A 22,807-nucleotide genomic window follows, 5' to 3' on the forward strand; every position below is an offset into this window, starting at 1 on the left:
AGCAGGGCCGGGTCGAGTCCGAACGCGTCGGGCTCCGCCTCGTCGGCCAGCGCGACCTCGACGAAGGTGTCCTCGCCGCGACGCCACAGCCCGGTCGGCTCCGCGCGTCCGGTGCTCTCCGGGTCGATGGCGACCTGCTCCGCGCCGGGCGGCGGCCACTGCCCGGACGGCACCGGCTCGGTGACGGCGCCGGCCTCCAGGGTGCCGTCCGCGCAGCGGATCCAGGCCGTTCCGGCGTCGGGCGCGGCGTAGACGGTGAACGGACGGCGGCCGTCGTTGTCGGCGCCCACCACGATCTCCAGCCGGACGGTCGTGTCGGGCGGGATCGGGAGCGGCGCCCGCAGGACGAGGCTGCCCAGCGCCCCGCAGCCGCGCTCGTCCCCCACCCGGACGGCGAGGTCGACGAGCGCGGCGGCCGGCAGCACCGCCACCCCGTGCAGCCGGTGCCCGGCGAGCCAGGGGTGGGTGGTGAGCGACAGCCGGGCCGTGCCGATCAGGCCGCCGGTGTCCGGCACGGGCACGATCGCCGCCAGCAGCGGGTGCGCGACGTCGACCTGTCCCAGGTCGGCGGCGTTCACCGCGCCGGCGGTCGAGGTGAGCCAGTAGTGCCGGCGGTCGAACGCGTAGGTCGGCAGCGGCGCGGCCGGGACCTCCGCGGGCACCAGCGGCTGCCAGTCCACCGGCACACCGCGGACGAACAGCGCGGCGAGCGCGCCGATCACGGTCTCCGGCTCGGCCTGTCCGTCCCGCAGCGCGGGCACGCACACCGGTTCGTACCCGGACCGCGACGCCGTCTCCAGGACCGAACCGGACAGGCCGGCGCCCGGCCCGAGTTCGACGAACAGCCGCCCACCCCGGTCCAGTGCGGCGCGGACGCCGTCGGCGAAGCGGACGGTGCGACGTACGTGGTCGACCCAGTGACCGGGGTCGGTCAGGTCGGCCCCGTCGGCGGCGACCACCGGAATCCGGGCCGGCCGCCAGACCACATCCGCGATCGCGGCCCGGAAATCGGCGAGCATCGGGTCCATCCGGGCCGAGTGGAACGCGTGCGACACGGACAGTCGGCGCACCTTGCGGCCCTGCTCCCGCAGCGCCCGCACGGCGGTTTCCACCGCGGCCTCGTCGCCGGAGAGCACGACCGAACCGGGGTCGTTCACCGCGGCGAGCGAGAGGTCCCCACCGAGGAACGGGCGGACCTCCTCCTCCGTCGCGGCCACCGCCGCCATCGCCCCGCCGGCCGGCAGCACCTGCATGAGGCGGCCGCGGGCGGCCACCACCGTCGCCGCGTCGTCGAGCGACAGCATGCCGGCCACGTGCGCCGCGGTGATCTCCCCGATCGAGTGCCCGAGCAGCAGGGCGGGTCGTACGCCCCACGACTCGACCAGCCGGAACAGCGCCGTCTCGACCGCGAACAACGCCGCCTGGGTGTAGACGGTCCGGTGCAGCGCCTCGGCCGCCGCGGCGCCCGGCTCCGCGAGGACCACGTCCCGCACGGACCGGTCCACGGCCCCGTCGAGCCGCGCGTCGAGCCGCGCGCACACCTCGTCGAAGGCGGCGGCGTAGACCGGGAACCGCTGGTGCAGGGCGCGGCCCATGCCGGCCCGCTGGGCGCCCTGGCCGGGGAACACGAAGACCACGGAGGCTCCGACGCCGGCCGTGACCGCGCCCAGCGCCGCGTTCGGACCGGGCTCACCGACCGCGATCGCGTCGAGCCCGGCGAGCAGGGCGTCCCGGTCGGCCGCGGCGACCACCGCCCGGTGCGAAAGCAGCGACCGGCCGGTGACGAGCGTCCGGGCCGCGCCGGCCAGCGGCGTCCCCTGATCGACGGCGCTCCGCAGCCGGTGCACCTGACCGGCGAGGGCGGCCGCGCTCTGGGCGGACAGGACGAACGGCAGGACCATCGGCGTGTCGTCCCGGTCCGGTTTCGGCGCGACCGGCTCGGTGACCTGTTCCAGGATCAGGTGGGCGTTCGTGCCGCTGATCCCGAACGACGAGATCCCGGCCCGTCGCGGCCGGTCGACCTCGGGCCAGTCCCGACCCTCGGTCAGCAGCGCCACGGCCCCCTCGGACCAGTCGACGTGCGGCGTGGGTTCGTCGACGAAGAGCGTGGGCGGCAACTGTCCGTGCCGGATCGCCTCCACCATCTTGATGATCGACGCGACGCCGGCCGCCGCCTGGGTGTGCCCGAGGTTGGACTTCACCGAGCCGAGCCACAGCGGCCGGTCGGCCGGTCGGCCACGGCCGTACGTGGCGAGGAGGGCCTGGGCCTCGCTCGGGTCACCGAGCGTGGTGCCGGTGCCGTGGGCCTCCACGGCGTCGACCTCGTCCGGACCGAGGCCGGACGCGGCCAGGGCGGCCCGGATGACCCGCTGCTGGGCCAGGCTGTTCGGCGCGGTCAGGCCGTTGGACGCGCCGTCCTGGTTGACCGCGGAACCACGCACGACGGCGAGCGGCCGGTGTCCCCTGCGCCGGGCGGTGGACAGTCGTTCCAGGACGACCACGCCGACACCCTCGGACAGCACGGTTCCGTCGGCGGCGGCGGAGAACGCCTTGATCCGGCCGTCGGCGGCCAGCCCCCGGGCCCGCGAGAATCCGGTCAGGCCGACCGGTGAGCCCATCACCGCGACGCCGCCGGCCAGCGCCATCTCGCACTCGCCCTGGCGCAGCGCCTGGGCCGCCAGGTGCACCGCCACCAGGGAGGACGAGCAGGCGGTGTCGACCGTCATGGCCGGGCCCTCGAGACCGAACACGTACGACACCCGGCCGGACGCCACGCTGCCGGCCGTCGCCGTGGTGGTGAAACCCTCGAACTCGGCCGGTACGCGCGCCAGGTCACCGAGGTAGTCGTGGATGGACATGCCGGTGTAGACGCCGACCGACGCGCCGCGCAGCGACGACGGGTCGACGCCCGCCGACTCCAGCGCCTCCCATGTGGTCTCCAGCAGCAGTCGTTGCTGCGGGTCCATCGCGGTCGCCTCGCGCGGCGAGATGCCGAACAGCGCCGCGTCGAAGTAGCCGGCGTCGTGCAGGAAGCCGCCCTGCCGGGCGTAGGTGGTGCCGGCCTCGTCGGGGTCGGTGCCCAGCAGGCGGTCCACGTCCCAGCCACGGTCGCCGGGGATCGGGGACATGCCGTCGCGGCCCTCGGCCACGAGGTCCCAGAACTCGGCCGGTGTGGTGACCCGGCCCGGCAGGCGGCACGCCATCCCGACGATGACCACCGGGTCGTCGGCGGCCGGGAGCGGACGCTCGGGAGCGCGCGGCGCGGGCGCGGTGTCGGCCGACCCCCGCACCTTCTCGACGAGGTGGGCGGCCAGCTGCCGGGGGGTCGGGTAGTCGAAGATCAGCGTGGCCGGCAGCTTGACCGCGGCCGCCGCGGTCAGCCGGTTGCGCAACTCGACCGCGGTCAGCGAGTCGAACCCGATGTCGCCGAACCGGCTGTCGTCGGAGGTGGCGTCGAGGTCGGCGATGCCGAGCACGGTCGCGATCTCGGTACGCACCAGCGCGAGGACCAGTTCGGCCTGCTCCTCGGCGGTGAGCCCGGCCAGCCGCCGGCCCAGCGCCCCGCCGGGTTCGTCGGCGCCGGCCAGCGCCGTGCGCCGGGCCGGCCGGACCAGCGACCGGAACAACGGCGGGACGACGCCGCCGGCNGCAGCGGCAGGCCGGCGCGGATGCCGGCGTCGAAGTCGGCCAACGCCTCGTCGGTCGACATCGGGCGGACGCCACCACGGCTCATCCGCGTCCGGTCGACGTCGGCCAGCGAGCCGGTCATCCCGGTCGCCGGGCTCCACAGCCCCCACGCCAGCGCCACCGCGGGCAGGCCGTCGGCGGCGCGTGCGGACACGACCGCCTCGGCGTACGCGTTCGCGGCCGCGTAGTTGCCCTGGCCGGCCGAGCCGAAGACGCTCGCGGCCGAGGAGAACACCGCGAAGACCTCGGGCGGGTCGTCCCGGGTCAGCTCGTCGAGCAGCCGCACCGCCGCCTTCGGCGCGAACACCCGGGCCAGGCGGTGCGGGTCGAGGCCGGTCACGACCGCGTCGTCCAGCACGCCGGCCGCGTGCACCACACCGGTGAGCCGGTGTTCGGCCGCGACGGCGGCCAGCAGCGCGGCGAGCGCGTCCCGGTCGGTCACGTCGCACGCGGCCACCTCGACCGTCGCGCCGAGGTCGGCCAGCTCGGCCACCAGCTCGGCCATCCCCTCGGCCGCGACGCCGCGGCGGCCGGCCAGGACCAGCCGCCGTACGCCGTGCCCGGTCACCAGGTGCCGGGCCAGCAACGCGCCGAGCACACCGGTGCCGCCGGTGATCAGCACCGTGCCGCCGGCGGCGAACCCGGTCGTCGCCGGCGGACCGGTCAGGACGGCGCGTCCCAGCCGGGGGGCCAGGACGGCGTCCGCGCGCACGGCGACCCGTTCCTCGCCGGCGGCCAGGCCGGCGGCAACCGCCCGGTCGCGGTCCCCGCCCGGCTCGACGTCGACCAGGACGATCCGGTCCGGATGCTCGGCCTGCGCACAACGCACCAGCCCCCAGACCGCGGCGCCGGCCGGATCCTCGACGCGGCCCGAGGCCGGGACCGCGCCGTGGGTCAGCACCACCAGCGGCACCGGGACGAGCGCCGGCTCCTCCAGCCAGGCCTGCACCACCCCGAGCACCCGATTCAGCAGCGGCAGCGGCTCGGCCTCGGCCGCGTCGACCGGCACGACGTCCAGGACGGCGGCGTCCGGACGGGGCTCGCCGAGCTCGTCGGCCAGCGCCAGCCGCACCACGTCGCCGGCGTGCTCGACGGCCCGGTAAGCCGGCGCCTCGGGCAGCGGCGGCAGGGTCAGCGGCGTCCAGTCGACCTGCCAGAGCGATTCCGGCGCGCGGCCGGCCGCCGGTCCACGCACGTCCGTGATCGGGAGCGAGACCAGGGACTCCATGGACAGCACCGGCGCGCCGGTGCCGTCGGCGGCGTCGAAGGACAACGCGTCCGGCCCGCAGGGCGCGACCCGGACCCGCAGCGCGACCGCGCCGCCGGCGTGCAGCCGGACCCCGTTCCAGGCGAACGGCAGGACGTTGCGGTCGTCCGCGCGCCGGTGGAAGGCGTTCGCGTGCAGGGCGGCGTCGAAGAGGGCCGGGTGGATGCCGAACCGGTCCACGTCGTCGCGCTGGTCGGCGGGCAGGGCCGCCTCGGCGAAGACCTCGTCACCGCGCCGCCACACGGCGGTCAGCCCGGCGAAGGCGGACCCGTACTGGTAGCCGCGTTCCGCCAGCCGCTCGTAGAAGTCGTCGACCGGCTCCGCGACGGCGCCCGGGGGCGGCCACGAGGCGAAGTCGACACCACTGCCCGCCGTCGTGTCGTACGCGTCGGAGAGCAGGCCGACGGCGTGCCGGGTCCACCCGCCGCCGGCCGGGGAGCTGTGCACCTCCACCCGGCGGCGGCCGGCGGCGTCCGGCGCGCCCACGGCGACCTGGAGGCTGACGGCCGCGTCCGCCGCGAGCACCAGCGGCGCCTCGATCACCAGTTCGTCGAGCACGCCGTAGCCCAACTCGTCGCCGACCTGGATCGCCAGGTCGACGTAGGCCGTGCCGGGAACCAGCACGTTGTCCTGGATCCGGTGGCCGGCCAGCCACGGGTGGGTCGCCAGCGACAACCGGGAGGTGCAGACCACGCCGTTGGTCTGCGGAAGTTCCACCACCGCCCCGAGCAGCGGGNGATCCAGAACCGCTGGTGGTCGAACGGGTAGGTGGGCAGCTCGACCCGGACCGCTCCGGCGCCCTCGGGCAGCAGGGCCCGCCACGTCACCGGTACGCCCCGGACGAACAGCTCGGCGGCCGAGGCGGCCAGTCGGGCGGACACGTCCGCGTCCCGCCGGATCGACCCGACCGCGACGACGTCGGCGTCCAGCTCGGCCGCGATCCCGGTGATCGACGGCACCAGCACCGGGTGCGCGCCCAGCTCGATGAAGACCCGGTGGTCGTCGGCGATCAGGGCCCGCACGGCCGGGTCGAAGAGCACCGGTTGACGCAGGTTGCGGTACCAGTACCCGGCGTCGAGCGCCTCGTCGTCGGAACGGCCGGGCTCGACCGTCGAGCGGAACGGGATCCGCGGCGCCGTGGACGTCACGGCCGCGAGGTCGGCCAGCAGGGCCGGCCGGATGGTCTCCACGAAGTGGCTGTGCGAGGCGTAGTCGACCGGGACCCGGCGGAACCGGACGTCGCCGTCCGCCAGCCGCGCGGCGAGTTCGTCCAGCGCGGCGCCCTCGCCGGCGACCACCACCGACGTGGGCCCGTTGAGCGCCGCCACCTGCAGCCGCTCACCCCACGGCTCGATCAGCTCGCGTACGGCGTCCTCGGCCAGCCCGACCGACGCCATCCCACCCCCGGGCGGCATCAGCTCGGCGATCACCTGGCTGCGCAACGTGACCACCTGTGCGGCGTCGGCCAGGGAGAGCGCGCCCGAGACGCAGGCGGCCGCGATCTCACCCTGCGAGTGGCCGACGACCGCGTCCGGGACCACGCCGAGCGACTCCCAGACCGCCGCCATGCCGAGCATCACCGCGAAGCACGCCGGTTGCACGACGTCGACGCGTTCGAGGTCGTTGGGGCTCTCGCCGCGCAGGACGTCGACGAGCGACCAGTCGACCCACGGCTCGAACGCCTTCTGGCACTCGGCGATGCGGGCGGCGAAGACCGGCGAGGTGTCCAGCAGCCGGCGGCCCATGCCGACCCACTGGGTGCCCTGGCCGGGGAAGACGAAGACGACCTTGCCGGGGCCGGTCGTGCCGGCCGACCCGGCGACCACCCCGGGCCCGGTCCGCCCCTCGGCCACCAGGCTGAGACCGGCGCGCAGCTCGTCGGGGGTGGTCGCGACCACCACCGCCCGGTGGCTCCGTACGGCCCGCCCGGTCGCCAGCGCGTGGGCGAGATCCCCCAGCGGCACGGCGTCGTCCACGGTGTCGCCGAGCCGGCGGCCGAGCGCGGCCAGCGCGGTCGCGGTCCGGGCCGTGACCACGAACGGGAGCGCCGTCTCCGGCGCGGTTGCGGTGGCCTCCCGGCCGGGGTCGGCGGCGGCGGGCGCCTCCTCCACGATCATGTGGACGTTGGTCCCGCTGGCGCCGAACGAGGAGATGCCGGCGCGGGCCGGGCGCCCGGTGTCGGGCCAGGCGCGGCCCTCGGTCAGCAGTTCGACGGTGCCGGGCGACCAGTCGACCTGCGGGGTCGGTGCGTCGACGTGCAGGGTGGCCGGCAGGTAGCGGTGGCGGAGCGACAGCACGGTCTTGATCAGCGCCGCCACGCCCGACGCGGCCTGGGTGTGACCGAGGACTGACTTGACCGAGCCGAGCAGGAGCGGCCGCTTCGGGTCACGACCGCGGCCGTACGTCGACAGCAGCGCCTGCGCCTCGATCGGGTCGCCCAGCACGGTGCCCGTGCCGTGGGCCTCCACGGCGTCGATGTCGTCGGGCGACAGCCCGGACGCCGCCAGCGCGGCGCGGATGACGCGCTGCTGCGCGGGCCCGCTCGGGGCGGTGAGGCCGTTCGAGGCGCCGTCCTGGTTGACCGCCGAGCCGCGGATCACGGCGAGTACCCGGTGCCCGTTGGCCTGCGCGTCGGAGAGGCGTTCGAGCAGCACGACGCCGACGCCCTCGGCCCAGCTGCTGCCGTCCGCCGCGGCGGCGAAGGACTTGATCCGGCCGTCGCGGGCGAGACCCCGTTGGCGGGCGAACCCGACGAATCCGCCCGGCGTGGACATCACGGTCGAACCACCGGCCAGCGCCATCGTGCACTCGCCCCGGCGCAGCGCCTGACTGGCCAGGTGGATCGCGACCAGCGACGAGGAGCACATCGTGTCGACCGTGACCGCGGCGCCCTCGATCCCGAGGCAGTACGCGACCCGGCCCGACGCGATGCCGCCGGCGCTGCCCAGCGCCCGTTCGAGGCTGAGGAAGCCCTCCGCGCCGGCCAGGTCGGGGGCGTAGTCCTGGTGCACCATGCCGGCGTAGACGCTGGTGACGGTGCCGCGAAGGCTGTCCGGGTCGATGCCGGCGCGTTCGATCGTCTCCCAGCAGACCTCCAGCAGCTGCCGCTGCTGCGGGTCCATCGCCGTCGCCTCCTGCGGCGAGATGCCGAAGAAGCGGGCGTCGAACTCGGCGGCGTCCCGCAGGAAGGCGCCCTGCTCGACGTACGTGGTGCCGGGGGTGTCCGGGTCCGGGTCGTACAGGTTGGCCAGGTCCCAGCCCCGGTCGTCCGGGAACGGGGTGTAGACGTCGACGCCCTCGGACACCACCCGCCAGAAGTCCTCCGGCCCGGCGACGCCGCCGGCGAAACGGCACCCGATCGAGACCACCGCGACGGGTTCCGAGGCCGCGGCGAGCAGCTGGGCGTTGCGCTGCTTCAGCCGGGCCGTTTCCTTGACCGATTCCCGCAGTGCCCGGACGAGGTCTGACTCGGAGGTACTCACGACGTCGACGCTATTGGCGGGCCCTGGCGGCCGGGATCCCTCAGCCTGACGGTGGCGGGCCCTCAGCCGGTCCGCAGCCGCACGCGGAGACCGTCGAGGAGCGCGGCGACCGCGCCCTCGGCGGCGGTGCCGTAGACGTGGAAGTCGGGTCGGATCAGCACGGACGCCGCTGCCCGGTCCCGCAGATAGGACAGATAGCCGCCGTCGACGTCGCGGACCTGCCCCGGCCCGGCGACCCGGTCGCCGGGCACGAGGTGGACGACGGCGGCACGCAGCTCGGCCAGGAAGGCGTGCTGGGCCTCGCCCCACGCGCCCGGCTCCTCGGTGGTGACCAGCACGAAGCCGGGCGGGACCAGGTCCTCGAACCGGCCGGTGACCCCGTCCCGAGCGATCCGGCCGGTGCCGATCACGTCGCCGCCGCCGGGGTGCAGCACTCCGGTGGTCAGCCGCGTCGCCTCCGGGGGCGTCGTCCGGCGGCCCCCACCGTTGGCCCGGATGGCCGCGTCGCGGTCGGCGGCGGCGGCCGGATCGGTCACGCAGATGACCCGGCCCAGCTTGACCGAGGCGAGCACCGCCTCCCGGGTGTGGCCGCGCCGTTCGAGCGTGTAACTGTCCAGCAGCCGCTCGTCCGCGCGGCCGTCGAGGACCAGGTCCAGTTTCCAGGCCAGGTTGCTGACGTCGCGGATGCCCGAGCACATGCCCTGCCCGGCGAACGGCGGCATCAGGTGGGCCGCGTCCCCGGCGAGGAGCACCCGGCCCTGCCGCCACTGCTGCGCCCACCGGGCGTGCGACCGGTAGACCCCGCTGCGCAGCAGCGTCGCCGTCCGGGGGGTGACGCCGTGCGGCGCCAACAGCCGCCACGCGGCCTCGACGTTGTCCAGTTCCGCGGCGGACTCCCCCGGCAGGCACATGAACTCCCAGCGCCGGCGGTCGGGTCCGCTGCCCACCAGCGTCGTGGGCCGGGCCGGGTCGCACAGCTGGATGTTGGTCGGCGCGAACTCCCGGGGCTCGTGCAGCGCGACGTCGCACAACAGCCACTCGAAGGAGAAGCCCAGGTCGGCCATTGGTACGGCGGCCAGCTCGCGGACGACGCTGTTGGCTCCGTCGCAGCCGACCACCCAGCCGGCGTGGAAGGTGTGGGTGACGCCGGCCCGGTCCTCGGCCACCACGGTGACGCCGTCCTCGGTCTGGCTGAGGTCGACCACGGTCAGACCCCGCCGGACCTCGACCCCCGGCTGGGCCGCCAGCGCGGCGCCGAGCAACCGCTCCAGCGCGGGCTGGTGCATCGTGTTGGCGTCCGGCCACCCGTACCGCCCGGTCTCGCTGAAGCCGATGTCCAGCAACACCTGCCCGTCCGCGCCGCGCCACTGGTAGCCGGTGGCGGGCACCGATATCCCGGGCAGGCCGGCGCCGACGCCCGCCGCCGCCAGCAGCCGGGCGGTCTCCCCGTCGAAGCTGGTGGCCCGCGGCAGCCCGAAGACCTCCGGATGCCGCTCGACGACGGTGACCCGCCGGCCCCGGCGGGCGAGCAGGGCGGCGAGCACGGCGCCGCTGGGTCCACAGCCGACCACGACGACGTCGGACGGTGGGGATGGAGAAGTCACGGAAACGGCCTCCTGCTCGACCGGTGGCGGCTGCGCGACCGTATCCGTCCGGCGCGCGGGGCCGTCATCGCTCACCCTGACGGCTCCGGCCGTGGCCCCGCACCGGCGACCACTGTCAACGCGAGGGATCCGGGCCGGTCGGCCCGCCACCTACCGTGGCCGAGGCCCCATCTGTCGGCCGCGTTCGCGAGCTGCATTGGAGATTCCCCGTTGCGGTGGTATGAGCACTACGTTCGCCAGATCCTCGGCCGGCTCGACGCCGATCCTGCCGCCGCCGTCGTGTTCCTCGGGGACGAGCCGTTCTCGGCCGCCCGCCTCGCCGACGCGACCCGGACGACGGCCGCGTGGATGCGCCGCGCCGGTGTCCGCCCGGGCGCCAAGGTCGCCGTGCTGACCAACCCGAACACGCCGGCCACCCTGGTCTACCGGTACGCGGTGAACCTCGTCGGCGGGACGGTGGTCCACCTGCGCGGCGTCAACGCCGCCGATCCACGGGACGATCTGGGGGTCCGGATCCAGGCGGAGATCCTGGCCGACCTGCGGCCGGTGGTGGTCGCGGTCGACGCGGACAACCTCGACCGCGCCCGCGCCCTGCGCGCCGCGACCGGATCGGACTTCGCGATCACCGCGCCCGGCCGGTTCGGCCCGGACGTCCTGGACATGACCCAGCCGGCCGACCCGCCGTTCGACGACGACACCGCCCAACGGCCGGAGACCGCCGTGGTCACCTTCACGAGCGGCTCGTCGGGCCGACCCAAGGGCGTGAGCTGGTCGTTCGCCGTCAAGAACGAGATGGCCGCCGCGGCGGCCGCCGGCCAGCCGGCGGTCTGTCTGATCAACGGCGCGCTGACCCACTCCAGCGGCTTCTCCGCCGACGACGCGATCATCGCCGGCGGCAGCGTCGTCCTGCACGACGGGTTCGACGCCGAGGCGGTGCTCCGGGCCGTCGAGCGGCACCGGGTCAACCGGATGGTCCTCGCCTCACCGCAGGTGTACGCCCTCACCGAGCATCCCGCGTTCGACGACGTCGACGTCAGCAGCCTGCGCGAGGTGTTCTACACCGGCAGCCCGGCCGCGCCGGACCGGCTGGCCGCCGCCGCCAAGGCCCTGGGCCCGGTGCTGTTCCAGGTGTACGGCAGCAGCGAGACCGGTCTGATCAGCCTGCTCACCCCGCAGGACCACACGGATCCCGACCTGCGCCGCACCGTCGGGCGGCCCCCGGCCAACGTACGGATCACCATCCGTGACCCGCAGGACCACGTCCGGATCCTCCCGACCGGCGAATCCGGCGAGATCTGCGTGGCAGGGCGCTGGATGATGAGCCACTACTGGAACGACCCGGAGCAGACCGCCCGCACCGTCCGCGACGGATGGGTGCACACCGGCGACGTCGGCCGGCTCGACGAAGCGGGTTACCTCACCTGGGAGGGCCGGCTCGACGGTGTCCTAAAGGCCCACGGCGTCCGCATCCACCCGGAGGCGGTGGAGCGCGCGCTGCTCGAACACGAGGACGTGGCCCAAGCCGCGGTCTTCGGCATCGAGGACGACGACCGCGTCGCGCTGGTCCACGCCGTGGTGACACCGGCGGCCGGGCGCGCACCCCGGCCGGAGGCCCTCCGGGCGTACGTCGCGGAGACGCTCGGCGACAGCCACGTCCCGGTCGAGGTCGAGGTCCGACCCGAGCTTCCCCTGCTGGGATCGGCGAAGCCGGATCGCGGCCTGCTGCGTCGGCAGGCGCGCAACGCCCGGCACTGGCAGTCCGCGCTGGCCGGCGTCGACCGGCCCGCCCGGCTGCGGGACATGCTCGGCGCCGCCACGACCGGCGCCTCCCGGCAGGAACGGCGGCTGGGGGTGGCGGCGACCGACGAGGTCCTGCACGCCGCGTGGGCGATCCTGCTGCACTCGCTGGGAGCCGGTTCCCCGGTGGTCTACGGCACCCGGGGAGGCGACGGCGGGGCCGGCGTCCGGCCGGTGCTGGTGGCCGTCGGGCCCGACGACTCGTTCCGCGCGGTCGCGGACCGGATCGGGCCGGCCCTGGCCGCAACGGCCGAACACGACCGGCTCGGACCGCGGGGGCACGCCGTGCTCGACGACGCCTACGGTTCGCTCTTCGACACCGTGCTCAGCATCGCCCGACCCGGGCAGCCGCGGCCCGACCCGGACCGGCCGCCCGTGGTCGAACTCCGGGTGGACCGGGCCGGTGACGCCCTCGCCCTGACGCTGGTCGCCGACCCGGAGCGGATCGGCGACGAACCCGCCGGGCGGATCCTGGACATGTTCGAACGCCTGCTCCGGGCGTTCCACGACGCGCCCGGGCAGCCGCTCGCCCGACTGGACCTCCTGGACGCCGCCACCCGCCGGCGGGTGCTGCGGGAGTGGAACGCGGTCCGGGAGGCGGAGCCCGCCGCGACGCTGGGCCGGATGTGGGAACGCGCGGTGGCCGCCCACGGCGGGCGTCCGGCTGCGGAGGAGGACGGCGTCGCCGTCTCCTACGCCGAGCTCGACCAACGTGCCGGGCACCTGGCGGCGACACTCGCCGCGACCGGCGCGGCGCCGGGCACCCGGATCGCCCTGGCGCTGCCCCGCTCGCTGGACCTGATCGTCGCGCTGCTGGCGACCGTACGGACCGGCGCCGCGTTCGTCCCGGTCGACCCGGGCTACCCCGCCGAGCGGATCGCGGACATGCTCGCGGACTGCGACCCCCTGGCGGTGGTCTGTGCGACCAGCTCCGACCTGCCGCTGACCCGTCCCTGGCCGCGCGTTCTGCTGGACGCGCCGGTGGCCCCCGAACGGACCGGCGAACTCCCCCGGGTCGCGCCCCGGCTGACCGACACGGCGTACATCATCTACACCTCCGGCACGACCGGCCGGCCCAAGGGGGTCGCGGTCACCCACACCGGGCTCGCGAACCTGGCCGCCACCAAGCGCGAGGGCCTGATGCTGGACGGCACCTCCCGGCTGCTCCAGTTCGCCTCGCCCAGCTTCGACGCGTTCGTCGCCGAGCTGGTGGGCGCGTTCACCGCGGGCGCGACGCTGGTCGTACCGCCGCCGGGGCCGCTGGCCGGCGACACCCTGACGGCGGTCCTGCGTGAACGGCGGATCACCCACGCGATCCTCCCGCCGGTTGCCCTGTCCAGCGTCGATCCGGAGGCGGTGCCCGGGCTCCGCGGCCTGATCAGCGCCGGCGAGGAGTGTCCGGCCGAGTTGGCGGCGCGGTGGTCGAAGGACCGGCGGATGGTCAACGCCTACGGGCCCACCGAGGTCACCGTCTGTGCCACCCAGAGCCGCCCGCTCACCGGCGGTGGTCGACCCCCGATCGGGCGGCCCGTCGCCGGTGCCCGCGTCTACGTGCTGGGCGCGGGCCTGCAGCCGGTGCCGCCGGGGTTCCGGGGCGAGCTCTACGTGGCGGGCCCGGGCGTGGCCCACGGCTACGTCGACCGGCCCGGACCGACCGCGGAACGGTTCGTGGCGGATCCGTTCGGCCCACCCGGCAGCCGGATGTACCGCACCGGCGACATCGCCTCCTGGCGCGGCGACGGGAACCTCGACTTCCACGGCCGGGCCGACGACCAGGTCAAGCTGCGCGGTTTCCGGATCGAGCCGCGCGAGGTCGCCGCAGTGCTCGAGGAACTGCCGGCGGTCGCCCGCGCCGTGGTCGGCGTACGGGAGGACGGCGACCGCCGGGCCCGGCTGGTCGCCTGGGTCGTGCCGGCCCGGACCGCGACGCCCACCCCGGACGACCTCCGCGAGCACGCCGCGAGCCGGCTGCCGGAGCACATGACCCCCACCCGGTACGTCCTCGTCGACGCGCTGCCGGTGACCCGCAACGGCAAGCTCGACCCGACCGCGCTCCCGGAGGCGGCCGAGCACGAGAGTGTCGTCCCGCCGGACCAGACCCCCGCGACCCGGTCCGAGCGGGTGCTGGCCGACCTCTTCCGTGAACTGCTGGGTGTCGACGGCGAGGTGGGCGTCGGCAGCAACTTCTTCGCGCTCGGTGGCGACAGCATGCTCGCCATCTCGCTGATCCGGCGTGCCCGCGAGGCGGGCCTGGCCCTCTCGCCCAAGGAGATCGTGAAGAACCCCACGGTCGGCGCCCTCGCCGCGGTGGCGACGTCGCTGCCGTCCCCGCCCGCGCAGTCCCCGCCCGAGGAAGGCCGCCGATGACCCGCCCCACCGTCAGTCCCGAGGACGTCGCCTCGCTGGACCTCACCGACCCGGTGCTGCACGCCGAGAACGAACTCTCCGAGGTCTGGCGCACGCTCCGCGAACAACGGCCGCACTACTGGCATCCGCCGACGGGCGACCGCCCCGGCTTCTGGGTCTTCACCCGCTACGCGGACGCCATGGAGATCTACCGCGACCGGAAGAACTACACCACCGAGGGTGGCAACATGCTGGAGACGCTCCTCACCGGGGGCGACTCGGCGGCCGGTTCGATGCTCGCGGTGACCGACGGCGACCGGCACACCCAGTTGCGCAACGTGCTGAACGCGGCGTTCTCCCCCCGCCGGCTCAAGAGCATCCGGGAGGCGATCCGGCGGACGATCGACGACCTCATCACGGCGGCGGTCGAGAAGGGCGAGTGCGACTTCGTCCACGACGTCGCGGCGAACATTCCGCTCGGCGCCATCTGCGGTCTGATGGACGTGCCCGAGTCGGACCGGCGGTACCTGCTGGGGCTCACCTCGCGCGCGTTCAGCTCCGACTACGCCGGCGCCCCGCCGGAGGAGAGCTGGCAGGCCAAGAGCGAGATCCTGCTCTACTTCGCCGACCTGGCCCAGACCCGGCGCGACAGCGACTCCGACGACGTGGTCAGCCTGCTGGCCAACTGCCACATCGGCGGTGAGCGACTCGGCGACGCCGACCTGATGTCGAACTGCTACGGGTTGATGATCGGCGGGGACGAGACCGGCCGGCACGCCATCTCCGGTGGGCTCCAGGCGCTGATCGAGTGGCCGGACCAGTGGCGCGCGCTCAAGGAGGGCACCGTCGGCCTCGACACCGCCGCCAACGAGGTCCTGCGCTGGAGTGTGCCGGCGATCCACAGCGGACGTAAGGTCACCGGCGACACCACGGTCGGCGGCCAGCCGGTCAAGAAGGGCGACATCGCCACCATCTGGATCTCGTCGACCAACCGGGATCCCGAGGCGTTCGGAGACCCGGACCGCTTCCGGCTCGACCGTCGGCCGAACAAGCACCTCACCTTCGCCTTCGGCACGCACATCTGCCTCGGGCACACGCTGGCCCGGCTCGAGGTGGAGGAGGTGCTCGACTCGCTGCGGACGCTCGTGTCGTCCGCCGAGCAGACCGGACCCGAGAAGTGGATCTACTCGAACGTCCTGAACGGCATGAGTCACCTGCCGGTCGCGCTGACGCCCGAGCGGGCATGAACCGCGTCGCCATCGTCACCGGGTCGGCCCGGGGCATCGGCGCCGCGGTGGCCGCCCGGCTGGTCGAGGACGGCATCGACGTCGCCGTCCTCGACATCGACCCGATGGCCGCCGAGAGCGCGGCCGCCCGCCTGGTCCGGGCCGGCGGTCGGGCCACGGCGGTCGGGGTCGACGTCAGCGACGCCGACTCGGTGCGCGGTGCGGTCGACGAGGTGGTCGACCGGCTGGGGGTGCCCGGCATCCTGGTCAACAACGCCGGCATCACCCGGGACAACCTGCTCTTCTACCTCTCGCCGACCGACTGGGACCTGGTCATCAACGTGAACCTGCGCGGCACGTTCCTGATGACCCACGCGGTCGCCGAGCACATGGCCAAGCTCGGCTGGGGCCGCGTGGTGAACCTGTCCAGCATCGCCGCGGCCGGCAACGTCGGCCAGGCCAACTACTCGGCGGCCAAGGCCGGCGTCGAGGGCCTGACCAGGACGCTGGCCCTGGAGCTGGGGCCGCTGAACGTCACGGTCAACGCCGTGGCGCCCGGCTATGTGGCCACCGAGATGACCGCGGCCCTGGCCGCCCAGGCCGGCCGTACGGTCGAGGAGCACCAGGCGCAGGTGGCGGCGACGATTCCGCTGCGCCGCGTCGGTCGGCCCGAGGACGTCGCCGACGTGGTGGCCTTCCTCGTCGGCGACCGGGCGTCGTACGTGTCCGGCCAGATCATCCACGTCGCCGGTGGACCGGTCCGCTGACCGGCGCGTCCGTCGAACACTGTCAAGCCGGGTAGTTGTCCGCCCACCGGGTGCTCCACCAGCATGGCTACCAGAGAGGAGGCCGCCCCCGTGTCCACTGTGCTGCTGCTCAACGGGCCCAATCTCGGGATCCTCGGCGACCGCGAGCCGGAGATCTACGGCCATCACACCGTGGACGACATCGCGAGGTCCGTCGCGGACGAGGTGGCCGGGGCCGGCTGGCAGGTCGTCCCGGTCCAGGACGACTGCGAGGGGGGCCTGGTGCGCACGGTGCACGCGCACCGCCGGTCGACCGTCGGGGCGATCGTGAACCCTGGCGCGTTGATGATGGCCGGGTGGAGCCTGCGCGACGCGCTCGCCGCCTACCCCGCGCCGTGGATCGAGGTGCACCTGAGCAACGTCTGGGCGCGCGAGCGGTTCCGTCACGAGTCGGTCCTGGCTCCGCTGGCCAGCGGCGTGGTCGTGGGGCTCGGCGCGTTCGGCTACCGCCTGGCGGCCCGGGCGCTGCTGGAGCTGTGCCACCCCGACCACGCCCGCCGGAGCTAGCCACCATGCCGGGCTCGTCCGCGCCGTTCGAGACGTGGCTGCGTCGCTTCCGCCCGGCCGCCAGCGCGACCTGGTCCCTCGTCTGCCTGCCGCACGCGGGCGGTTCGGCCAGCTTCTTCTTTCCGCTCGCGCGGGCGTTGGCTCCCGCGATCGACGTCCTGGCCGTGCAGTACCCGGGCCGGCAGGACCGCCGCCACGAGCCGGGCGTCGACAGCCTCCCGGAGCTGGCCGACCGGATCGTCGACGCGTTGCGGCACCTGGACGACCGGCCGTTCGCGCTCCTCGGGCACAGCATGGGCGCGTTGCTGGCGTACGAGGTCGCGCTGCGGCTGGCCGGCGCCGGGCTGCCCACGCCGTCGCACCTGTTCGCCTCCGGGCGCCGGGCGCCGTCCCGCTACCGGGACGACCGGTTCCACCTCTCCTCGGACGGGGACATGCTCGCCCACATCCGCCGGCTCGGCGGTCCGGGTGCGACGGCGCTCGACGACCCCGAGATCCGGGAGATGGTGCTTCCCGTCATCCGCGGCGACTACCGCGCGGTGGAGACGTACCGGCACGACCCGGCGGCCGTCCTGGACTGCCCGGTCACCGTGCTCACCGGCGACCGGGACGCGCTGGTGAGCGCCGAGGAGGCACACGCCTGGGCCGGTCACACCACCGGGCCGACCGACCTGGAGGTGCTGCCCGGCGGCCACTTCTACCTGTCCGACCGGACCGGAGAGGTCGCGGAGCTCCTTCGGCGCCGCCTCCTGGCCGCACACCGACCTGCGCGACCGCAAGCAGACGAGGGAGGAAGACGTTGACCATCCGGGTATGGGACTACCTGCCGGAGTACCACGACGAACGCGAGGAGGTCCTCGCCGCGGTGGCGCGGGTGTTCGAGTCCGGCCAGCTGATCCTGGGGCCGAGCGTGGCCGGGTTCGAGGCGGAGTTCGCGGCGTACCACGGCGTCGCCCACTGCTCCGGCGTCGACAACGGCACCAACGCGATCAAGCTGGCGTTGCAGGCGCTCGGGGTGGGTCCCGGCGACGAGGTGGTCACGGTCGCCAACACCGCCGCGCCGACCGTAGTCGCGATCGACGGTACGGGCGCGAAGCCGGTCTTCGTCGACGTGCGCGAGGACGACTTCCTGATGGACACCGACCAGCTCGCGGCCGTGCTCACCCCGCGCACCCGGGCGCTGGTCCCCGTGCACCTCTACGGCCAGTGCGTCGACATGGCGCCACTGCGCCGGCTGGGCGAGCAGCACGGGCTGGCGGTCCTGGAGGACTGCGCCCAGTCACACGGCGCACGCCACCACGGCCGGCTGGCCGGCACCCTGGGCGACGCCGCCGCGTTCTCGTTCTATCCCACGAAGGTGCTCGGCGCGTACGGCGACGGCGGCGCCGTCGTCACCGACGACGAGCACGTCGACCAGAACATGCGGCGGCTGCGCTACTACGGCATGGAGGACCGCTACTACGTCGAGCGGGTCCCCGGGCACAACAGCCGCCTCGACGAGGTCCAGGCCGAGATCCTGCGCGGCAAGCTGCGCCGGCTCGACGCGTACGTCGCGGGGCGCCGGGAGGTCGCGCGGCGCTACACCGAGGCGCTGGCGGACCTCGCCGGGCCCGGCGGGCTGGTGCTGCCGTCGGTGTCGCCCGGCAACGAGCACGTCTACTACCTGTACGTGGTCCGGCACCCCCGGCGCGACGAGATCATCGAGCGACTTCGCGCGTACGACGTCGCGCTCAACATCAGCTACCCCTGGCCGGTGCACACGATGGCCGGATTCGCGCACCTCGGCTACGCCAAGGGCTCGTTGCCGGTCACCGAGAAGCTGGCCGGCGAGGTGTTCTCGCTGCCGATGTACCCGTCGCTGTCGGCCGAGCGGCAGCAGACCGTGATCCGGGCCCTTCGTGACGTGCTGACCGGTCTCTGAGACAACCCATCCGTACGAAGGGAATGCAATGCCGCGTGAACTGGCGCCCGCCGTCTGCCGGGTGTGCGAAGGAAACGTCCACGAGTTCCTCGACCTCGGCCGTCAGCCGCTGTCCGACGCGTTCCGGGCGCCGGACGACGACACCGAGGAGTTCTTCTACCGGCTCGCGGTCGGGCAGTGCGAGAAGTGCACGATGGTGCAGCTCACCGAGGAGGTGCCGCGGGAGCGGATGTTCCACCAGGACTACCCGTACCACTCGTCCGGGTCGTCGGTGATGCGCGCGCACTTCGCGGACGTGGCGCGGCGGTTCCTCGCCACCGAGCTGTCCGGCCCGGAGGCGTTCATCGTCGAGATGGGCTGCAACGACGGTGTCATGCTGGGCACCATCCGCGAGGCCGGCGTACGCCATCTCGGCTTCGAGCCCTCCGGGGCGGTGGCCGAGGCGGCCCGGGCCGTGGGCGTGCGGGTGCGCACCGCGTTCTTCGAGGACTCGACGGCGGCGCAGGTCCGCGCGGAGGAGGGACCGGCCCAGGTCGTCTACGCCGCGAACACCATGTGCCACATCCCGTACCCGGACTCGATCTTCCGCGGCGTGGACGCGTTGCTGGCGCCCGACGGCGTGTTCGTGTTCGAGGATCCCTACCTCGGTGACGTGGTGGCGAAGACGTCGTTCGACCAGATCTACGACGAGCACTTCTTCCTGTTCAGCGCCCACTCGGTGCAGACCATGGCCGCGCACCACGGGTTCGAGCTCGTCGACGTGGAACGGCTGCCGGTGCACGGCGGCGAGGTCCGGTACACGCTCGCCCGGGCCGGGAGGCGCACGCCCACCCCCGCGGTCGCCGCCCTGCTGGCCGAGGAGGACGCCGCCGGGCTGTCCCGCCTGGAGACCCTGCGCGGCTTCGCGGCCGACGTCATGCGCATCCGCGACGACCTGGTGGCACTGCTGCGGCGGCTGCGCGCCGAGGGCGCCCGCGTGGTCGCCTACGGTGCGACGGCGAAGAGCGCCACCGTCACCAACTTCTGCGACATCGGGCCCGAACTCGTCTCCTTCGTGAGTGACAGCACGCCCGCCAAGCAGCACCGGGTGACGCCCGGCAAACACATTCCGGTACGCCCGCCGGCCGCGTTCCGCGACCCGTACCCGGACTACGCGCTGCTGTTCGCGTGGAACCACGCCGACGAGATCATGGCGAACGAGCAGGAGTTCCGGCGCTCCGGCGGCAAATGGATCAGCTACGTGCCGACCGTCCGGGTGAGCTGAGGAATCGAGGAAGCCATGCCTGAGAAGGACGCCGCGGTCGTCGAGGCGGAACCGGACGCGCCACCGACGGCGACGTCACCCGGCGAACTGGTCACCGCGACCACCGACCCGGGCCGGGAGCTGCTGGCCGTTCTGGCGCGGCACCTGCCCCGGATCAGGGCCGAGGCGATGCCGAACGACCGGGACGGCGTCTTCCCGGTCGAGACGTTCCGCGGCTTCGCCCGGGACGGGGTGCTGGGCGCGACCGTGCCCACCGAGCTGGGCGGGATGGGGGTCAGCCGCCTGTACGACGTGGCGGTCGCGCTGGCGCGGGTCGCCGAGGCGGACGCCTCGACCGCCCTGGCCCTGCACGCCCAGTTCAGTCGGGGGATCACGCTGACCTACGAGTGGCGGTACGGCCCGAAGCCGACCCAGGAACTGGCCGAGCGGCTGCTCCGCGCGATGGCCCGCGGCGAGGCCGTGATCTGCGGCGCGGTCAAGGACCACGGACGGGACGTCACCCGGCTGCGTCCCGACGGCACCGGGGGCTGGCTGCTGTCGGGGCGCAAGATGCTGGTGACGATGGCGCCGATCGGCACGCACTTCGTGGTGTCCGCCCAGGCTCCGGTGGACGGGGGTCCGACGCTGCTGTACGCCCCGATCGTGGCCCGGGACACCCCCGGCCTGTCCATCGTGGATGGTTGGAGCGGCCTCGGGATGCGGGCGTCCGGCACGCTCGACGTGGCGTTCGACGACTGCCCGGTGCCCGCCACCGACGTGCTGGAGCGGGGCAGCGTCGGCGCGCACAGCGACGCGGGTCTCGCCGGGCAGGCGGTCAGCTCCATCGCCATGCTGGGCATCTACGCCGGCGTCGCCCAGGCCGCCCGCGACGTCGCGGTGAGCACGGTCGCGCGGCGGGCGGCCCCTCCCCCGGCGGCGTCGCGCACCCTGTTCACCGACATCGAGGCGCGGCTGTACGCGCTCCGGGCCACCGCGGCGGCCGCGCTGGTCAACGTCGACGAACTGTCGCCGCGTCACGACATGGACCCGGACGAGCGCGGTCGCCGGATGATGACCCCGTTCCAGTGCGCCAAGATCATCGTCAACCAGCTCGCCGCCGAGGTGGTGGACGACTGCATCACCGTCGTCGGCGGGGCCACGTACGTGGCGGAGCACCCGCTGGCCCGGATGTACCGCGACGTGCGAGCCGGCCGGTTCATGCAGCCGTACACGTACGTCGACGGGGTCGACTACCTGAGCGCGCAGACGCTGGGCCTGGAGCACGACAACAACTACGTCAGCGTACGGGCGACGCGGCCGGCCGCCCAAGATCGACCCGATTGACAGCACAGGGCCGTCCTGTATCATCGGCGACAAGCCTCACAATTGACAAGCGTCTTATAGATGACAGTAGGGAAACAAATCTGACAAATGCGCGGACACCACTCACGCTCAATGGCGAACCGTCATAAGATGCCGATGACACGGGGGATCGAATTGTGTGAGTTGGGTTTTCCGCCACAAGCGTGCACGCCCGCTCACGACTGCATCAACCTCGAGATCCTGATGACGGCGGCGTCCGTGTGGCGCGGCGGCGACGTCCTTTCCGTACTCTCCGTCGCCAAGGCGGCCGCGACGGCCCGGTGCGAGCAGGGCACGCCCTGGTGTCCGTCGCTGGCGGGCATGCAACTCGCGCTCCTGCTGGCCAACGTCCGGCGCCTCGACCTGGCACGCCGCGTGGTCCGCCGGTCCGCGGCGGCCGTGCAGGACCCCGTCATCGACGCGATCGCGGCCGTGGTGAACGCCCGGATCGCGCTGTGCGAGGGACGGACCGCCGACGCCACGGAGCTGTGCGACCAGGGCATGAGACTGGCCGACGACCTCCGCCTGCTGTCGTGGGCGGGGGTCGGCAACGTCGTACGGGCGGTCACCGCCCTGCGGCGCGGCGAGCTGGTCACGATGTCCCAGCACGCCGACCAGCTCAAGGAGGACGTGCTCTTCGGCCGGGACGTCCTTCCGTGGAACTCACCCGCCTGGCTCATCGTGCAGGTCACCGAGGCGGACAAGGGCCGGGACGCAGCCGTGCCGCTCGCCCGCCAACTGCTGGAGTCCGCGGTGTCGACGCGGAGCCTGCTGCTCTCCGAGCCCACGTCGGCCTCCTTCCTCGTCCGCATGTTGTTGCGGGCGGACGATCGGAAGACGGCGGTCCGCGGGCGGCAGCACGCCGCGGCGCTCGCCGCCGAGAATCCCGGCATCGACGCGATCCGGGCGGCCGCCCTGCACGTCGACGGGCTGGTCGATCGGGACCCGCACCAGTTGGAGCAGGCCGCGGCGACCTACCGCGACCCCTGGGCACGCGCTTCGGCCAACGAGGACATCGGCAATCTGCTCGGCACCGGCGGCGGTGAGTGCGGCCGGGTGCGCTCGCACTACGAGCTGGCGATGCGGTACTACGACGTCGCGGGATCGCCGCGCGACTCGTCGCGGGTGCGCAGCAAGTTGCGGGGCCACGACATCGTCATGGCCGCACCCGGCTACTGGCCGCCCAGCCGGATCCCGATCCTGACGGACACCGAGTACGCGGTGGCCGAGCTGGTCGCCGGGGGCCTCACCAACCCCGAGGTGGCCGACCGGATGTTCCTGTCCCGGCACACCGTCGCCTTCCACCTCCGCAAGATCTTCCAGAAGATCGGGACCAAGTCCCGCATCGAGCTGGCGCTGCGGTGGAAGCAGCTCGGCGCGGCAGCCCGCAACGGCAGCTCGCCGCCGCCCGCCGGCCGGGTGGGTCCCGGTCAGGCCCACGACCGCGCCGCGACCGGATCGAGCGCGACGTAGCCGCGGTACGCCCCGAGCCGGTGGACGCGCACAATTTCCCCGTACCGACGGAAATGCCGGAGCCGCCGGCCGATTCCACGGTCGTG

10 protein-coding genes and 2 pseudogenes are annotated in these 22,807 nt (G+C 74.1%); 9 read left to right on the forward strand and 3 right to left on the reverse strand.

What is annotated here, in order from left to right:
• Positions 1 to 257: 257 nt before the first annotated feature.
• The 3 genes and pseudogenes from B1205_RS33585 to mhpA all read right to left on the reverse strand — a co-directional run.
• Positions 258 to 767, reverse strand: a pseudogene (locus B1205_RS33585) (polyketide synthase dehydratase domain-containing protein); the annotation flags it as partial.
• Positions 744 to 8,403: pseudogene (locus B1205_RS33590) on the reverse strand (SDR family NAD(P)-dependent oxidoreductase); the annotation flags it as partial. The pseudogenes B1205_RS33590 and B1205_RS33585, both read right to left, overlap by 24 nt.
• Before the next feature lie 95 nt (positions 8,404 to 8,498).
• Positions 8,499 to 10,040 carry a bifunctional 3-(3-hydroxy-phenyl)propionate/3-hydroxycinnamic acid hydroxylase MhpA gene (gene mhpA, locus B1205_RS24160; RefSeq protein WP_089157761.1) on the reverse strand — a complete coding sequence of 514 codons (1,542 nt, stop codon included), beginning with the start codon at positions 10,038 to 10,040 and terminating at the stop codon, positions 8,499 to 8,501.
• Positions 10,041 to 10,250: 210 nt separating this feature from the next.
• Between mhpA and B1205_RS24165 the strand changes: the two genes are divergently transcribed.
• The 9 genes from B1205_RS24165 to B1205_RS24205 all read left to right on the forward strand — a co-directional run bounded on the left by B1205_RS24165 (position 10,251) and on the right by B1205_RS24205 (position 22,721).
• A complete protein-coding gene (locus B1205_RS24165) occupies positions 10,251 to 14,204 on the forward strand; it encodes an amino acid adenylation domain-containing protein (protein WP_176308774.1) in 3,954 nt (1,317 codons plus the stop codon).
• The gene (locus tag B1205_RS24170; RefSeq protein ID WP_089157696.1) at positions 14,201 to 15,430 is read left to right on the forward strand and encodes a cytochrome P450; all 1,230 of its coding nucleotides are present in this window, start codon (positions 14,201 to 14,203) and stop codon (positions 15,428 to 15,430) included. The genes B1205_RS24165 and B1205_RS24170 overlap by 4 nt, the downstream gene beginning before the upstream one ends.
• Positions 15,427 to 16,176 (forward strand): 3-oxoacyl-ACP reductase FabG, encoded by a 750-nt coding sequence (gene fabG, locus B1205_RS24175; RefSeq protein WP_089157697.1) that lies wholly within the window; start codon positions 15,427 to 15,429, stop codon positions 16,174 to 16,176. The genes B1205_RS24170 and fabG overlap by 4 nt, the downstream gene beginning before the upstream one ends.
• 90 nt (positions 16,177 to 16,266) lie before the next feature.
• Positions 16,267 to 16,722 carry a type II 3-dehydroquinate dehydratase gene (locus B1205_RS24180; protein WP_089157698.1) on the forward strand — a complete coding sequence of 152 codons (456 nt, stop codon included), beginning with the start codon at positions 16,267 to 16,269 and terminating at the stop codon, positions 16,720 to 16,722.
• 5 nt (positions 16,723 to 16,727) lie between these two features.
• Entirely contained in the window at positions 16,728 to 17,525 is a 798-nt protein-coding gene (locus B1205_RS24185) for a thioesterase II family protein (protein WP_089157699.1), read from the forward strand.
• A complete protein-coding gene (locus B1205_RS24190; protein WP_089157700.1) occupies positions 17,522 to 18,643 on the forward strand; it encodes a DegT/DnrJ/EryC1/StrS family aminotransferase in 1,122 nt (373 codons plus the stop codon). Before B1205_RS24185 ends, B1205_RS24190 begins: the two co-directional genes overlap by 4 nt.
• 28 nt (positions 18,644 to 18,671) lie before the next feature.
• Positions 18,672 to 19,907 (forward strand): class I SAM-dependent methyltransferase, encoded by a 1,236-nt coding sequence (locus B1205_RS24195; protein WP_176308775.1) that lies wholly within the window; start codon positions 18,672 to 18,674, stop codon positions 19,905 to 19,907.
• A 15-nt stretch (positions 19,908 to 19,922) separates the two neighbouring features.
• Complete coding sequence (rubN8, locus tag B1205_RS24200; RefSeq protein ID WP_089157701.1) at positions 19,923 to 21,230, forward strand: amino sugar nitrososynthase RubN8; 1,308 nt, start codon at positions 19,923 to 19,925, stop codon at positions 21,228 to 21,230.
• Positions 21,231 to 21,452: 222 nt separating this feature from the next.
• A complete protein-coding gene (locus B1205_RS24205; protein ID WP_140158131.1) occupies positions 21,453 to 22,721 on the forward strand; it encodes a helix-turn-helix transcriptional regulator in 1,269 nt (422 codons plus the stop codon).
• The last annotated feature ends 86 nt before the right edge of the window (positions 22,722 to 22,807 follow it).

The organism is Micromonospora sp. NBS 11-29 (genome assembly GCF_002140155.1).
GTDB lineage: Bacteria > Actinomycetota > Actinomycetes > Mycobacteriales > Micromonosporaceae > Micromonospora.

Coding starts and splice junctions, on each gene's coding strand:
- B1205_RS24170 (WP_089157696.1), top strand. CDS start 14,201: ATGACCCGCCCCACCGTCAGTCCCGAGGACGTCGCCTCGCTGGACCTC.
- fabG (WP_089157697.1), top strand. CDS start 15,427: ATGAACCGCGTCGCCATCGTCACCGGGTCGGCCCGGGGCATCGGCGCC.
- B1205_RS24185 (WP_089157699.1), top strand. CDS start 16,728: ATGCCGGGCTCGTCCGCGCCGTTCGAGACGTGGCTGCGTCGCTTCCGC.
- B1205_RS24195 (WP_176308775.1), top strand. CDS start 18,672: ATGCCGCGTGAACTGGCGCCCGCCGTCTGCCGGGTGTGCGAAGGAAAC.
- rubN8 (WP_089157701.1), top strand. CDS start 19,923: ATGCCTGAGAAGGACGCCGCGGTCGTCGAGGCGGAACCGGACGCGCCA.
- B1205_RS24205 (WP_140158131.1), top strand. CDS start 21,453: ATGACGGCGGCGTCCGTGTGGCGCGGCGGCGACGTCCTTTCCGTACTC.